Raw genomic sequence first — 12,176 nt, 5'->3', positions numbered from 1 at the left:
TAACCACTCCATAGATCAGAAGGTGAGGAACGTGTTGTCGGGCGCCGCGTCAGGAGGTGGCCGGGCCGCCGGTCATCCGGCGGAGCGGAGCCCCCACCGCCTCGATCGCGTGCGCTCTGGCGGTGGCCCGCGCCGCCCGGAAGTGCGGGCGACCGCCCCGGTCCTCGGCCACCCACTCCGAGGCGAACCCGCCGGACCTGATGTCGTCGAGCACGGCCTCCATCGATGCGCGGACGTGCGCGTCGATCACGCGCGGACCCCGGCTGTAGCCGCCGTACTCGGCGGTGTCGGAGATGTGGTCGGTCATGGCGGCCAGGCCGTGCCGCTGGATCAGGTCGACGGTCAGCTTGAGCTCGTGGAGGCATTCGAAGTACGCCGACTCCGGCTGGTATCCGGCGTCGACCAGCACGTCGAAGGCCGTCCTGATCAGCTCCGTGACCCCGCCGACCAGCACGGCCTGCTCGCCGAACAGATCGGTCTCGGTCTCCTCGGCGAAGGTCGTCTCCAACGCCCCGGCCCGAGTCGCCCCCAGCGCGTCGGCGTAGTCCAGGGCGAGCGAGGACGCGGTGCCGGTGGCGTCCTGCGCCACGGCTACCAGCGCCGGGCAGCCACGGCCGCGCTCGAAGCTCGCCCGCACGTCCCGGCCGGGTGCTTTCGGGGCCACCATGACCACGTCGACCTCGTCCGGTGCGGTGATCAGGCCGTGGTGCACGGCGAACCCGTGGGCGAAGACGAGCGCGTCGCCGGGTGCCAGGTTCGGCTCCACCGACTCGGCGAACACCGCGGGCGCGAGGGTGTCCGGGACCAGCATGACGATCACATCGGCCCACCCGGCCGCCGATCCGGTGTCGGTCACGGTGAAGCCCTCGTCGCGGGCGGTGGCCGCTCGGGCCGAGTCCGGCCGGAGCCCGACCCGCACCGCGATCCCGGAGTCGCGGAGGTTGTGCGCGTGCGCGCGGCCCTGCGAGCCGTAGCCCAGCACCGCGACGCGGCGGTCGGGCAGCAGGGGGACCCGCCCCTCGTCCGCGTAGTGCACGGTCGCGTCGTTCGTCGGCCGGGTCATCGCGCCACCGTCCTCGGGTAGTTCGACGTCGTGCGGGCCAGGTCCTGCCGGCGCACGCGGGTGCCGGGCACCGCGTCCGGACCGGGGAGGGCAGGCCGGTGGTCCTCGAGCTCGACGATCATGGCTGGTCTCCTGGGATCGAGGTCGTCCGCCGGGCGCGCTCGGCGAGGTCCTGCAGGTCGCCGCACAGCGCATCGAGGACGTGGTCCGGGTGCGGGGGCAGTGCGCGCAGCACGAGCGCCCGGCGCAAAGCGGTGTGCACCGCGACCTCGCCGGTCAGACCGATCGCGCCGTGCAGGTGCACGGCGGAGATCACGACGTCGGGTGCTGTCGTGACCGCGAGCCTGCGCGACAGCCGGGCGTCGGTCGCGGTGCCGGTGGCCGCCGCGAGCAGCACTCCGGAGCGGGCCAGCTCGACGGCGCAGTACATGTCGGCCAGTCGGTGGGCGACCGACTGGAAGGACGCGATCGGGCGCCCGAACTGGGTGCGCTCCCGGGCGTGGGCGACGGCGAGGCCGAGCGAGCGGTCCGCGACCCCCACGAGGGCGGCGGCCACGGCGATGTCGTCGACGACCGCGAGCCGCTCGGCCGCGTCCTCGGGCAGACGGGCGGGTTCGGCCGGGGAGTCCGGTTCCACCGCGCCCCTCCACCGGCGGACCGAGGGGTCGGTGAGCTCGGTGCCCTCGGCGGACCCGATCGGGCGCAGTACCCACCCCGCGCCGGGTTCCCGGCGCTCGAGCAGCACGTCCGGCGGCGAGACCGCGACGACGTCGAACCGCCCGCCGGTCCCGGTGGCGACGGTGCCCGGGAGGGAGTCCGGGGCCAGCTGCGCCCGGATCCACTCCGCGACGGCCGCACCGGCCGGCCACTCCGCCGTCCCGTCGCGCTCCGCGGAGAGGCAGCCGAGCGCGAGTTCGGCGAGCGCATCACCGTCCACAGGGGACGGTTCTGCGGCGCGTTCCGGGCTCATGCGGGCAGTCCCAGGACGTGGCGGGCGATCGTGGTGCGCTGGATCTCGCTGGTGCCGCCCTCGATGGCGTTGCCGATCCCCCGGTAGAGCTCCATCAGCCACCCGGTGGCCATCCCGCCGGAGGGGACCAGCGCGTCGAGCCCGCCCAGCAGCACCGCGTGATCGGCGACCTGCCGGGACAGCTCGCCCCAGAGCAGCTTCTCGGTCGACGCGACCGGGCCCGGCACCCCGTCGGCCGCCAGGTCGGCCACCTTCCGGTAGGCGAGGCCGCGCAGCGCCTCCGCCCTGGCGTGGAAGTCGGTCAATGCGATCACCTCGGTCGGCGGCAGGTCCGCGGCTGACCCGCAGGCCTCGATGCGTTCGGAGATCAGGCGGGCCAGCGCTCGGCGCAGCGCGCCGACCCGCGTGAGGGTGGAGAGCCCGCGCGCCAGGGACAGGCTCGTCATCAGCACGGACCAGCCGCGGTCGAGCTGCCCGACCAGGGCGTCCGCCCCGACGCGGACGTCGTCGAACACGATGTCGGATTCCTCGGCGTCGCCGTAGAGCATCGGGACGGGCAGCACGCTCACCCCGGGGTGCGAGAGCGGCACGACGAAGCACGAGAGGGCCTTGTGCCGAGCCTCCGCGCTCCCGGTGCGGGCCAGCACCAGGACCTGGTCGGCGAACCGCGACCAGCTGCTCCAGCGCTTGCGCCCGCGCAGCACGAAACCGTCGCCGTCCGGGGTGGCCCGGGTGGTCACCGCGGCCAGGTCCGAACCGGCCTCCGGTTCGGAGAAGGCCTGGCACCACACGGATCTGCCGTCCAGGATCGCCGGCACGTGCTCGGCGCGCTGGTCCGCGCTGCCGCAGGCCACCAGGGTGGGCGCCACGAGCTCGACCCCGACCCAGTTCGCGATCGGCGGGGCATCGGCGGCGGTGAGCTCGTCGATCACGATGGCCCGGTGCAGCACGTCGAGCCCGTGCCCGCCGAGCTCGGCGGGCAGGTCGACGCCGATCCAGCCACCGCGGTGCAGCGTCCGGTGCCAGGCGTGGCGCCACCAGAACCGGTCCTCGACGCCGTCCGGTTCCGGGGTGCGGGGCAGGTGCTCCGGCAGCCACTCGCGCAGCCGTCCCCGGAACTCCGAGCGGGCGGCGTCGTCGATCAGCACCGAGGCGAGCCCCTCGTCGGCGGTGTGGTCCATCGTCGCCGCCCTCAGTCCGCGGCCAGTTCCGCGCCGCACGCCCCGCACCACCGGAACGTCGCGGGCAGGTCCGCGGTCCCGCAGCTGGGACACGATCCGACCGGCGGGCCGTGCGGGAACTCCGGCGACTCGTCCCGGGCCGCCCGCTCCCGCAGCTCCGCGTGGTCGACGGGGCGCTTCTCGATGAACGACCCCATGCCCCGGCGGGTCTCGACGGACCCGCTGTGGATCGCCAACCACTCGCCCGCGAGCGCGGCGCTCGCGGCCCACGCGGCTTCCTTGGCCTGGTTGACCAGTGCGCGGGTGAACCGGAGGGACTCCGGGAAGGTGTCGGTGAGCCGCCGCGCCGCGGCGTCGACGGCGGAGTCCAGCTCCGCGGCCGGAACGACCCTGTTGATCATTCCCCAGTCGCGCGCCGTCGCGGCCGGGAGGTCTTCGGAGAGCAGGACGACCTCGCGGGCGCGCCGGTCGCCGATCATCAGCGGCAGCCACTGCGTGACGCCGATGCCGGAGACGCTGCCGACCAGGGGGCCCACTTCCCGGATCACGACGTCGTCGCTGGCGATCGCGAGATCGCAGGCGAGGGCCAGCTCGTTCCCGGCGCCGACCACCAGGCCGTTCAGCCGGGCGATCGTCGGCTTGCCGCAGCGCACGATGGCCGTCTGCATGGCGATGAACTCGCGCACCCATGGGACGTAGTCGCGCGGGCGCTGGCACAGCTCCCAGTGCTCGTGCAGGTCGGCACCCGCGCAGAACGCCTTGCTCCCGGTGCCGGTGATCACGATGACGGCCACCGAGTCGTCCCGCTCGGCCACCCGCAGCGCGTCCTGGATCTCCTGGAAGGCGAGGAAATTGAGGCTGTTGAGGGCTTTCGGGCGGTCGATCGCGATGATCGCCTGCCCCTCGCGCCGGGTGTAGGTGATCGTGCTCGCCTCGGCGGGGCGATCCTGCTGCGGTACGCGCGCCATCTGGCAACCCCTCGGATGAACCGGTCAGAAATGAACGATTGATCGTATTTACCGCACAATATTATTCAAGTGTATCTGTGATTGGGCATAGGGCAAGACGTTTGATCGGTCTGGTTGCGGCTGTGTCGATGCGAGCCCGAGCATGGCCCGCCGGGGCGGTCATCCTCGGGCCGGCTCGGGCGGGAAGCCGGCCGGGTTCCACCTGGCGTGGCGCGCGCGGACCGGGCCGCGCCGGAGGAGGTCCAGCCGTGGCGGCGGCCCGTCGGTGCGGCCCGTCCGCGGACGACGGGAACCCGCCGCGAACGGCTCCGGCCACACCGCGGCGGGACCGGCGTAGTCCTGCTCGGCCGCGGCGTGCAGGGTCCACTGCGGGTCGTAGAGGTGCGGGCGACCCAAGGCGCACAGGTCGGCGCGCCCGGCCAGCAGGATCGAGTTGACGTCGTCCCAGCTGGAGATCGCGCCCACCGCGATCACCGCGGGCCCGTCGTGCGGTCGCCCGACGGAGTTGCGGATCCGGTCGGCGAACGGGGTCTGGTAGCTCCTGCCGAACTCGGGGGCCTCCTCGCTCACCACCTGGCCGGTCGACACGTCGATGGCGTCGGCGCCGTGCTCGGCGAACGCGCGGGCGATCGCGACCGAGGCGCCCGCGTCGATGCCGCCCGGATGCCAGTCCGTCGCCGAGATCCGCACCGACATCGGCCGCTCCGCCGGCCACGCCTCGCGGACGGCGTCGAAGACCTCCAGCGGGTAGCGCAGCCGCCCGTCGAGGTCGCCGCCGTAGCGGTCGGTGCGCCGGTTCGACAGCGGGGAGACGAACGACGACAGCAGGTAGCCGTGCGCGACGTGCAGCTCCAGCAGGTCGAACTCGCAGCGGGCGGCGGCGCGGGCGGCGGCGGCGAACTCGTCCCGGATCCCGCGCATCTCGCCCGCCGTCAGCTCGTGCGGCACCGCGTTCCTCGCGGAGTACGGGATCGCCGACGGCCCCACCACCGGCCACCCGCCGGTGTCGTCGAGCGGCTCGTCGATCCCCTCCCACATCAACCGGGTCGAGCCCTTGCGGCCCGAATGCCCCAGTTGGACACCGATCCGGGAGGGCGTCGACGAGTGGACGAAGTCGACCACCCGGCGCCACGCGGCCTCCTGCTCGGCGTTCCACAGGCCGGTGCACCCCGGCGTGATCCTGCCGGTCGGCGAGACGCACACCATCTCGGTCATCACCAACCCCGCACCGCCGAGCGCCTTGCCGCCGAGGTGGACGAGGTGGAAGTCCGCGGGCACCCCGTCGCGGGCCGAGTAGACGTCCATCGCCGAGACGACGACCCGGTTCGGCAGCGCGAGACCACCGATCCGGACGGGCGTGAACATGGGCGGCACGGGGTCGGCTTCGGCGCTCCCGCCGCAGAACCAGCGCTCGGCGCTCTCGACGAACGCGGCGTCCCGCGTGCGCAGGTTGTCGTGGGTGACGCGGCGGCTGCGCGTGAGAAGGTTGAACGCGAACTGCTGCCGTTCCTGGCCGACGTAGCGGTCGACGTCCTCGAACCAGGCCTGGCTCGCCGCCGCCGCGCGCTGGGTGGAGGCGACCACGGGCCGCCGCTCCGCCTCGTACGCGGCGAGCGCGGTCGCGACGTCCTCCTGCTCGTGCAGGCACGCCGCCAGGGCGAGCGCGTCCTCCATCACCAGCTTCGTCCCCGATCCGATGGAGAAGTGCGCGGTGTGCGCGGCGTCGCCGAGCAGCACCAGATTCCCCGCGTGCCAGCGGTCGGTGCGCAGGGTCCGGAACCGCGACCAGCGCGAGGCGTTCGCCAGCAGCGCGGCGCCGTCGAGCCGGTCCGTGAACAGCTCCTCGACGAGCTCGAGCGACCCCAGGTCGCTCTCGCCGGGTCCCGGATCGCGGGAGCAGCGGTCGCGGAAGAGTCGCTCCCAGGCCGGTTCCGAGGTCTCCACCACGATCGTCGAGGCGCGGTCGGAGTAGGGGTAGCCGTGCAGCTGCACGACGCCGCAGGGGGTCTCCACGACGTCGAAGGTGAACGCGGGGAAGACCCGGTCGGTGCCGAGCCACATGTACCGGCTGCGCCCGGTCGCGATGCGCGCGCCGAAGTCCTCCGCGCGCGCCGCCCGGACCGCGGAGTTCACCCCGTCGGCCGCGACGACCAGGTCGTGATCGGCTTGCAGGACCGCGGCGTCCGGGCACCGCGTGCGGTAGTGCACGGTGACCCCGAGTTCCGCGCAGCGGCGCTGGAGCACGCCCAGGAGGTCCCGGCGGCCGATCGCGGCGAACCCGTGCCCGCCCGAGGTGGACACGGCCCCGCGGTGGTGCACGTCGATGTCGTCCCAGCGCGCCATCCGCTCCGACATCGCGGCGAACACGGCGGGGTCCGCCTGCTCGATCCCACCGAGGGTCTCGTCGGAGAGCACGACGCCGAAGCCGAACGTGTCGTCCGCGGCGTTCTGCTCCCACACCGTGATGTCGTGCCGGCCGAGCTGCGCCAGCAGAGCGGCCAGGTACAGGCCGCCCGGTCCGCCGCCCGCGATCGCGATCCGCATGCTCGCCATCTCAGACCGCCTCGCGGAGCGCGGACCGCTGCAACTTCCCGGTGCTGCTGCGCGGCAGCGCGTCGACGAAGTGGATGCGGCGGGGGTACTTGTACGGGGCGATCACGCCCTTCGCGAACGCCTGCAGCTCGGCGGCGGTGGCCGTTTCCCCCTGCCGCAGCACGACGTGGGCGGTGACGACGTGGCCGCGTTCCGCGTCCGGGGTGCCGACGACCGCGCAGTCGGCGACCGAGGGGTGCTGCAGGAGCGCCTGCTCCACCTCCGGCCCGGCCACGTTGTACCCGGCGGTGATGATCAGGTCGTCCGAGCGGGCCTGGAACCAGTACCGGCCGTCGGCGTCGCGGACGTAGATGTCGCCGGTGCGGTTCCAGCCGTTCACCACGTACTCCCGCTGCCGGCGCCCATCGAGGTAGCGGCAGCCGGTCGGCCCCCGCACCACGAGGTGACCCGCCACGCCGTCGGGCGCGCTGCGCCCGAGGTCGTCGACGACGTCGACCCGGTACCCGGGAACCGCCCGGCCGGTGGCCCCGGGCCTGATGTCGTCGTCGGCGGCCGAGACGAACACGTGCAGCATCTCGGTCGACCCGATCCCGTCGATGACGCGGATCCCGGTGGCCGCGTGGAAGCCGTGCCACACCGAGGCGGGCAGCGGCTCACCCGCCGACACGCAGCGGCGCAGGCTCGCCAGCCGCTCGGGTCGGCCGTCCCCGGCGAGCGCGCGGTAGGCGGTGGGGGCGGTGAACAGCGCCGTCGCGCGGTTCTCGGCCACGTGCGCGGCCAGTTCCTCGGGAGTGGCGCGTTCGAGCAGCAGCGCGGCGGCACCGGCCCGGAGGGGGAAGACGAGCAGCCCGCCGAGCCCGAAGGTGAAGGCGAACGGCGGGGTCCCGGTCACCAGGTCGTCCGGGCGGAGCGCCACGACGTGGTGGGCGAAGGTGTCCGCGATCGCGAGCAGGTCGCGGTGGAAGTGCATCGTGACCTTCGGCTCGCCGGTCGTGCCGGACGTGCAGGCCAGCAGCGCGACGTCGTCCGCCGAGGTTGGCACGTCGTCGAACGGGTCCTGCCGGGTCGCGCGCACCGCGAGGTCGTCGGCGCCGTCACCGCCGAACGGCACGATCGGCATCCCGGCGATCCCCGCGGACGCCAGTGCGGCGGCGAAGCGGTGGTCGCACAGGGCCACGGTCGGCCGGGTCAGCCCGCCGACGGTGGCGAGTTCGCCGGGCCGGAGCATCGCGGTCGTCGTGACGGCGACCGCGCCCGCTTTGAGCACTCCGAGCCAGGCGGCCGCGAGCCACGGGGTGTTCGGCCCGTGCAGGATCACGCGGTTCCCCGGCACGACACCGAGTTCCCTGGTCAACGCGGCGGCCACGGCGGCGGCGCGGTCCCGCAGCTCGCCGTAGGTCCACGCGACCGGGTGCGGCGCCGGTGCACGCAGGGCCGGGCGGGCCGGGCCGTACCGCGCGATCGTGGTGTCGAGGAGTTCCGAGCCCGCGTTGAGTTGCGCGGGGTAGCGCAGTTCCGGCGAGTCGAACAGCAGCTCCGGCCAGTCCTCCTCGGCGGGCAGCCGGTTCCGGCAGAAGGTGTCGATGTGCGCGGACGGGTTGAGGGACGACGTCGGCACCACGGCCAGGTCCTCCTCGCTCGCAGGTGACTACGGGTTCCGCGGCTCGACGTCGAGCACGGCGATTCCTTGCAGTTCGACCAGGGCCGCGCGGTCCCACAACCGGGTCACCCCGACCGCCGCGGTCGCCGGGTAGTGCGCGCCGACGTGCCGCTTCCAGACCGCCCCCAGCTCGCGGCCGGCGGCCCGGTACGCCTCGACGTCGACCAGGTAGATCGTCAGTTGGGCGAGATCGTCAGGGGATCCGCCCGCCGCGCGCAGCGCCGCCACCAGGTTGGCCAGCGCGCGGTCGAACTGGTCGAGGACACCGGCGTCGGCGATGCGCCCCTCGGAGTCGGTTCCGGTCTGCCCGGCCAGCAGCACCATCCGGCCCTCGGCCACGACGGCGTGGCTGAAGCCCGAGGGCCGGGCCAGCTCGGGGGGATTCACGCGGTCCATCACGAGTGCACCCCGCCGCCGTCGATGACGATGCCCTGGCCGTTGACCGCACCGCTGGCGATGCAGACGGCCACGACGTCGGCGACCTCCTCGGCGGTGATGAGCCGGCCGATCGGTTGCTTGGCGGCCAGGACCGCCCGGGACGCCGCGAGGTCGCGGCCGGTGCGGGCGCTGATCGCGGCCACCGTGGCGTCGGTCATGGGCGTGTCGACGTACCCGGGGCACACGGCGTTGACGGTGACGCCCGTCCCGGCCAGTTCGGCCGCCGCCGAGCGCACCAGGCCCAGCACGCCGTGCTTGCTGGCGGCGTAGGCGCTGATGTAGCGCTCGCCGCGCCGGGCAGCCACCGACGCGATCGACACCACCCGGCCCCACCCCGCGTCGGCCATCGGCGGGGCCGCCCGGCGCAGCAGGCGGAACGGAGCCGTCAGGTTCAGCGCGAGCATCTGCTCCCACTGCTCATCGGTGGTCGACGCCAATGGGGCGGACGTCCCGGCACCCGCCGCGAGCACCAGGACCTCGACGTGCCCCCATCGGGATTCGACCGCGGCGCACGCGGTCTCCGCGGCCTCCGGTGCGGTCAGGTCCAGGGGCAGGGTGAGGGTCGGCCCCGGCAGCTCGGCGGCGACCGCCTCCAGCTCCGAAGCGGTGCGGGCGGCCAGGGCGACCCGGTGCCCCGCGGCGCCGAGCCGCCGGGCGACCGCAGCCCCGATGCCTCGCCCTGCCCCGGCGACGAGACAGACCCGTGACTCTGATCGAGTGACCATGAAATCAAGATACGATCGGTCAATCGCTCATGTCTAGAGGCTGTTTCAGGGCAAGTGATTTTTCCCAGGGTCAGGGTCCGGCAGGGGGGCGTCGCGGTGGTCAGGCGACGACGACCTCGACCCAGCGGACCCACCGCGGCTATGCGGGCGAGCAGTGTGCGGGTGCCGACGAGGTGGTCGCACACCACGGACAGGTGGTGGCTCGCCGCCCGGTCGGCTGCTGCGGGCCGGGTGACCGGGCGGGGTGTTGCAGACAGGCGCGGCAGGCCGGGGATGGCTCGGCCGGTTCCGTCCGATCACCGCTGAACTCGCAGGACGGAGCCGGAGCGGTCACAGCCGGGGCGCATCGGACGAAGCCGGGCGTTGGCGGCGTTCGGCGATCACGCGCCGGATGTGATGGGGCGAGTGAAGCCGGTAGTTGGTCAGGTCAGGTCGGTGACCGAACAGCGCGCCGTAGTGACGGTCGTGGGGCTCGATCGACGAAGTGATGTGCGGGGGAGTCGGCATCGGCGCGATGACCACACCGCGGGGCGAGATCTCTGCGGCGGTCAGTGCGAGCTCGATGGTCGATGTCCTCGATCCGCATGATCACGAAGCCGGCGTCGCGACCGTTCTCCGACGGCGCGGGCGGCTACACCTGGCCCATGTCACCCGTCCACGGAGACCTCTCCGCCGGTCTCGAAGCTGCTGCTGTCGCCCGAGGCCAGGAACAGGGCGGCGGCGAGCTCCTCGGATCGCCCGAGGCGGCCCATGGGAACGAGCGTGGCCATCTGGGCGCGGAGCGCTGCCGGATCCTGTCCGAAACACTCGGCCTGCCCGCCGATGATGGCGCGAGGTTCTCGGCCAAGCCCAGACGTATCGGGCCGCAGCTTCCTCGACGGGGGCCTGGGCCTTGCCCGTCCACGGGCGGTGCAGCTCCGGATTCGGTCCGAGGCAGGGAGAATTCCATGCCGGGCAGGACCTAGCTGCCGGCATCGGCACACCCATCATGGCGGCCAGTAACGGCACTGTGATCGATTCCGGGCCCGTCAGCGGGTACGGCCTGTGGGTCCGCATTCAGCACCCCGACGGCGTGGTGAGCACCTACGGCCACAACCGCCGCAACCTCGTCCAGCCGGGGCAGCCGATACAGGCAGGACAGCTGATCGCTGAGGTCGGCGACCGGGGTGAGTCCACGGGGCCGCACGTGCATTTCCAGCTTGAGCGTGTCGGCGAGCCCGTCGATCCCGTCGCGTTCTACCGGCAGCAGGCGGCGCCAGCTCTGTGTCGGGACGCAAACAGGTGATCACCTGATAAGCCGCGAAGTTTTCTGCATTGGCGGGTGTAGACATGCGGCCACGGCCCTGCTAGGCTTCCTGTCAAGCAAACGGGAGAGGTCATTGCAGCGCGATCATCGATGAATCGGCGCGATCAGTGGAATGAGTGTGCAATGGTCAGCCAGGGGGCGGGGACAGGCAGGGTGGTCTCCGCCCCGGGGCCAAGTGAAGGTCATCTGCAGGCGAGCGGGAAGGAAGGTGTCGTATCGCGATGTTCGACGCCGCGTCATCCTCGTGTTCGTGGGTGGATGAGCGGCAGTGGTAATTGACTAGAACATCTCCCTCCGGCCCCCGGTGCACCGATGGTGCGCCGGGGGCCTTGTTCGTGGGGGCGGTGGGGAGAGTGCATGGGCGAGGAACACGTCGAGATCGAGGACAAGTTCGACGATGCCGATTACCCGGCTTACACGATGGGCCGGGCCGCGGAGATGGTGGGCGTGACGCAGCCGTTCCTGCGTTCGCTGGAGGAGTCGGGGCTGCTGGTGCCGGTGCGATCCGGCGGTGGGCATCGGCGGTATTCCCGCGCGCAGTTGCGGCGGGCGTCGCGAGTGCGCGAGTTGGTGGACCAGGGCATGCCGGTATGGGGTGCCTGCCGCATCATCGCCTTGGAAGATCAGCTCGCCGGGTTGGGCGCCACGCCAGTGGACCAGCCGCACTGACCCTCCTGCTGCTTGGCGGCCTCTGCGTCGTCGGTGCGATCTTCTAGGTCACCCGCTTGCCGGGCCGTTGGTCGCACAACACCTTCGGCTGCCACGAGTTCTTCCACTGCGCCCGGAGTCTGGCGGGCGGCGATCGTGGTCGGAGGAGCAGGTAGCGTGCTGTGTCCCGATCCGAGGAGAAAGCCGGTGCGGTGTGGCCGAACCGGTCAACAACCAAGCCCAGACGACCGTGAATGAGCTCGCGGCCGTGCTGGGTCAGCTGCAGGAGACCGACGCTGGTGACACGCCGGTCGCGGTCAACGTCGGCAACCGGCTCGTCCTGCCGGTCCTGCACAGCGCGCTGCGATTCCACCGCGGGCAGTCCTATCTGGAACTGCGCGCTTCGGATCTTCCCGCTGACTAGCACCGGTCACCACAACCACTGCGCCGAACCACCAGTGGGTTGTGCGCTTGTCGAGCAGAGATCGGCTCGACCGGAGGGCGGATTGGCCAAGATCGCCTGTGACGTGTAGCGTCTGTGGTGGTCGTTGTTTCTGGGTTCGTGTTTCGCGCATGCTCGCAGGATGTTGATGCGGGCGAGCTGCTGTCTTTGGTGTAGCTGGAGTTAAGCCGCCGTCTGAAGATCCCCGGCCCGGGCCTCCCG

Annotated in this window: 12 protein-coding genes; 3 read left to right on the top strand and 9 right to left on the bottom strand. The window is 72.6% G+C overall.

The window, feature by feature from the left end; translation table 11 throughout:
* Positions 1 to 49 precede the first annotated feature (49 nt).
* The 9 genes from ilvC to OOZ19_RS10025 form a co-directional block, all read right to left on the bottom strand.
* On the bottom strand, positions 50 to 1,063 hold the full coding sequence (gene ilvC, locus OOZ19_RS10065) for a ketol-acid reductoisomerase (protein ID WP_266089789.1): 1,014 nt from the start codon (positions 1,061 to 1,063) through the stop codon (positions 50 to 52).
* Positions 1,060 to 1,185 carry a hypothetical protein gene (locus OOZ19_RS10060; protein ID WP_266089788.1) on the bottom strand — a complete coding sequence of 42 codons (126 nt, stop codon included), beginning with the start codon at positions 1,183 to 1,185 and terminating at the stop codon, positions 1,060 to 1,062. The genes ilvC and OOZ19_RS10060 overlap by 4 nt, the downstream gene beginning before the upstream one ends.
* Positions 1,182 to 2,033 carry an acyl-CoA dehydrogenase family protein gene (locus tag OOZ19_RS10055; protein WP_266089787.1) on the bottom strand — a complete coding sequence of 284 codons (852 nt, stop codon included), beginning with the start codon at positions 2,031 to 2,033 and terminating at the stop codon, positions 1,182 to 1,184. Before OOZ19_RS10055 ends, OOZ19_RS10060 begins: the two co-directional genes overlap by 4 nt.
* Complete coding sequence (locus tag OOZ19_RS10050; protein ID WP_266089786.1) at positions 2,030 to 3,214, bottom strand: acyl-CoA dehydrogenase family protein; 1,185 nt, start codon at positions 3,212 to 3,214, stop codon at positions 2,030 to 2,032. Before OOZ19_RS10050 ends, OOZ19_RS10055 begins: the two co-directional genes overlap by 4 nt.
* Positions 3,215 to 3,225: 11 nt before the next feature.
* The gene (locus OOZ19_RS10045) at positions 3,226 to 4,182 is read right to left on the bottom strand and encodes an enoyl-CoA hydratase/isomerase family protein (protein WP_266089785.1); all 957 of its coding nucleotides are present in this window, start codon (positions 4,180 to 4,182) and stop codon (positions 3,226 to 3,228) included.
* A 159-nt stretch (positions 4,183 to 4,341) separates the two neighbouring features.
* The gene (locus OOZ19_RS10040; RefSeq protein WP_266089952.1) at positions 4,342 to 6,726 is read right to left on the bottom strand and encodes a bifunctional salicylyl-CoA 5-hydroxylase/oxidoreductase; all 2,385 of its coding nucleotides are present in this window, start codon (positions 6,724 to 6,726) and stop codon (positions 4,342 to 4,344) included.
* 10 nt (positions 6,727 to 6,736) lie between these two features.
* The gene (locus OOZ19_RS10035; protein ID WP_266089784.1) at positions 6,737 to 8,353 is read right to left on the bottom strand and encodes an AMP-binding protein; all 1,617 of its coding nucleotides are present in this window, start codon (positions 8,351 to 8,353) and stop codon (positions 6,737 to 6,739) included.
* 30 nt (positions 8,354 to 8,383) lie between these two features.
* Positions 8,384 to 8,791: a RidA family protein gene (locus OOZ19_RS10030; protein WP_266089783.1), complete on the bottom strand. Its 408-nt coding sequence runs from the start codon at positions 8,789 to 8,791 to the stop codon at positions 8,384 to 8,386.
* Positions 8,791 to 9,558 carry an SDR family NAD(P)-dependent oxidoreductase gene (locus OOZ19_RS10025; RefSeq protein ID WP_266089782.1) on the bottom strand — a complete coding sequence of 256 codons (768 nt, stop codon included), beginning with the start codon at positions 9,556 to 9,558 and terminating at the stop codon, positions 8,791 to 8,793. Before OOZ19_RS10025 ends, OOZ19_RS10030 begins: the two co-directional genes overlap by 1 nt.
* A gap of 892 nt (positions 9,559 to 10,450) precedes the next feature.
* Here OOZ19_RS10025 and OOZ19_RS10020 point away from each other — a divergent pair.
* The 3 genes from OOZ19_RS10020 (at position 10,451) to OOZ19_RS10010 (ending at position 11,936) form a co-directional block, all read left to right on the top strand.
* Positions 10,451 to 10,843, top strand: a complete 393-nt coding sequence (locus OOZ19_RS10020) for a M23 family metallopeptidase (protein ID WP_266089781.1) — start codon at positions 10,451 to 10,453, stop codon at positions 10,841 to 10,843.
* A gap of 378 nt (positions 10,844 to 11,221) precedes the next feature.
* Positions 11,222 to 11,533 carry a helix-turn-helix domain-containing protein gene (locus OOZ19_RS10015; protein WP_266089780.1) on the top strand — a complete coding sequence of 104 codons (312 nt, stop codon included), beginning with the start codon at positions 11,222 to 11,224 and terminating at the stop codon, positions 11,531 to 11,533.
* A 193-nt stretch (positions 11,534 to 11,726) separates the two neighbouring features.
* On the top strand, positions 11,727 to 11,936 hold the full coding sequence (locus OOZ19_RS10010; RefSeq protein ID WP_266089779.1) for a hypothetical protein: 210 nt from the start codon (positions 11,727 to 11,729) through the stop codon (positions 11,934 to 11,936).
* Positions 11,937 to 12,176 lie beyond the last annotated feature (240 nt).

Source organism: Saccharopolyspora sp. NFXS83 (assembly GCF_026241095.1).
Classification (GTDB): domain Bacteria; phylum Actinomycetota; class Actinomycetes; order Mycobacteriales; family Pseudonocardiaceae; genus Saccharopolyspora_C.
The sequence above is the reverse complement of the archived record's forward strand: the minus strand, read 5'-3'. Positions and strand labels throughout refer to the sequence as shown.

Coding starts and splice junctions, on each gene's coding strand:
- ilvC (WP_266089789.1), bottom strand. CDS start 1,063: ATGACCCGGCCGACGAACGACGCGACCGTGCACTACGCGGACGAGGGG.
- OOZ19_RS10060 (WP_266089788.1), bottom strand. CDS start 1,185: ATGATCGTCGAGCTCGAGGACCACCGGCCTGCCCTCCCCGGTCCGGAC.
- OOZ19_RS10055 (WP_266089787.1), bottom strand. CDS start 2,033: ATGAGCCCGGAACGCGCCGCAGAACCGTCCCCTGTGGACGGTGATGCG.
- OOZ19_RS10050 (WP_266089786.1), bottom strand. CDS start 3,214: ATGGACCACACCGCCGACGAGGGGCTCGCCTCGGTGCTGATCGACGAC.
- OOZ19_RS10045 (WP_266089785.1), bottom strand. CDS start 4,182: ATGGCGCGCGTACCGCAGCAGGATCGCCCCGCCGAGGCGAGCACGATC.
- OOZ19_RS10040 (WP_266089952.1), bottom strand. CDS start 6,726: ATGCGGATCGCGATCGCGGGCGGCGGACCGGGCGGCCTGTACCTGGCC.
- OOZ19_RS10030 (WP_266089783.1), bottom strand. CDS start 8,791: ATGGACCGCGTGAATCCCCCCGAGCTGGCCCGGCCCTCGGGCTTCAGC.
- OOZ19_RS10025 (WP_266089782.1), bottom strand. CDS start 9,558: ATGGTCACTCGATCAGAGTCACGGGTCTGTCTCGTCGCCGGGGCAGGG.
- OOZ19_RS10015 (WP_266089780.1), top strand. CDS start 11,222: ATGGGCGAGGAACACGTCGAGATCGAGGACAAGTTCGACGATGCCGAT.